This window comes from Nostocoides japonicum T1-X7 (assembly GCF_001046855.1).
Classification (GTDB): Bacteria; Actinomycetota; Actinomycetes; order Actinomycetales; family Dermatophilaceae; genus Nostocoides; species Nostocoides japonicum.
The window spans coordinates 4,780,768-4,782,605 of the sequence record NZ_HF570958.1; the positions used below are offsets into that span (position 1 = coordinate 4,780,768).

1 protein-coding gene is annotated in these 1,838 nt (G+C 74.1%); it reads right to left on the reverse strand.

Annotation, left to right across the window (positions count from 1 at the left end):
• Nucleotides 1–500: 500 nt before the first annotated feature.
• Nucleotides 501–1,838: aminotransferase class V-fold PLP-dependent enzyme (locus BN12_RS21715; RefSeq protein ID WP_083454844.1), on the reverse strand; the 1,338-nt coding region annotated here is incomplete at its 5' end.

Below are 1,838 nucleotides of genomic sequence, written 5' to 3' on the forward strand. Positions count from 1 at the left end.
CGACTCGGTTGGCGGTTTGGCACCCGATCGGGGCCTGTGCACCACCACCGACTGCCTGTCGTCGGACCCATGGACACCCAAAGGCGTCCGGGTCCCGTGCCGCCGCGCGTGAGTGGCGCACGCATCACGGTGTCGGCGGCCGCATTGGGTGTCTGACGGTCCCACCGACAGGCAATGGGGGCCACGCCTACCGGGGGTGACGCCTCTATGAGAGTGTCCGACGACACCCGTCGGTGGCGGGGGCGCCGATGCTCCTGTTCGTAGGGCCCGCCCGGGTCACCCCCGGGGCGCTCCTCTCGAGCCGACCAGCTGGCGGTCTGGCGCCCGATCGGGGTCTGTGCACCGCCCTCAGTCATCCGTCTGGCGACTCAGCTGGCGGTCTGGCACCCGATCGGGGCCTGTGCACCACCGCTCGGTGACCCTGCTGGCGACTCAGCTGGCGGTCTGGCACCCGATCGGGGTCTGTGCACCACCCCACTACCTGTCGGCGACGGGACTGCTCACCAGGGCAACGGCGGAGTCACCTCGCGGGGGTCGGCGACGGGCGTCCAGCCTTGGCCGGGCACGTCCTCGTACTCGGCCTGCGGACCCTCCGCCGCGATCGACGCGACCGCTGCGAGCAGCCGCTCGACATGCTCGTCCGTCGTCGCGAGGCCGGCGCTGACCCGCACGGCCGTCGCGTCGGCGTCGTGCTCGAGGAGGGCGTCGACGAGCAGGTGCGCGCAGAACTTGCCGTCCCGGACGCCGATGCCGTGCTCGGCGGACAGGGCGGCCGACACCAGACCCGAGGGGAGCCCGTCGACGGTGAACGTCGCGACGGCCACGCGGTCGCTGTCGTCGCCGAAGATGCTGTGGGTCCGCACCCCCTCGATGGCGCGCAGGCCGTCGAGGAGCCGGCGGCCGATGCGCTCCTCGTGAGCCTCGAGGGCCACGCGGTTGCTGCGGAAGGCCGCGCAGGCCGCGGCGAGCGCGATCGCCCCGAGGACGTTCGGGCTGCCGGCCTCGTGCCGTGCCGGGCCGGTATGCCAGACGGTGCCGTCCGCGGTGACCGCCGCCGTCGCCCCGCCGCCGGCGAGGTAGGGCTGCGCGGCGTCGAGCCAGTCCGCGCGGCCGGCGAGGACGCCGGCGCCGTACGGGGCATACAGCTTGTGACCGGAGAAGGCGACGTAGTCGACATCCCGGCCGGCGAGGTCGACGGGAAGGTGCGGCGCGAGCTGAGCGGCGTCGAGGGCGACCCGCGCGCCGTGGCGCCGCGCGCCGGCGGTGAGCCGGTCCAGGGGCCACAGCTCGCCCGTCACGTTGGACGCGCCGGTGACGACGACGAGGCGGTGAGCCCCGGGGTGCCGGGTGAGCGCCTCGTCGAGGAGGACCTCGGCGTCGTCGTGGCTGCCGGGCACCTCGAGGCGCACCGTGCGCACACCGTTCCACGGCAGGAGCGTCGCGTGGTGCTCCGTCGCGAAGACGAAGACGACGGTGTCCCGGGGCAGGCAGCGCGCCAGCAGGTTGAAGGAGTCCGTCGTGTTGCGCGTGAAGACGACGTGGTCGTCCTCCCGGGCACCGACGAAGGTCGCGACCTCGGCACGGGCGGCTTCGTACCAGGCGCTGGTCACCTGGGAGGCGAAGCCCTTGCCCCGGTGGACCGAGGAGTAGGTCGCGGTCGCGGTGTCGACGGCCTTCTTCACGCTGACCAGGGCCGGCGTCGAAGCGCCGTGGTCGAAGTTGGCGTACTCGACCCGGCGGCCGTCGACCGTCGGGACGGTGAGCCCGGCGGAGACGACGGCCGGGGGCGCGGCGTGCGTGCCGAGGCGGGCTTCGGCGCCCGCGCCCTCCGTCGGCTG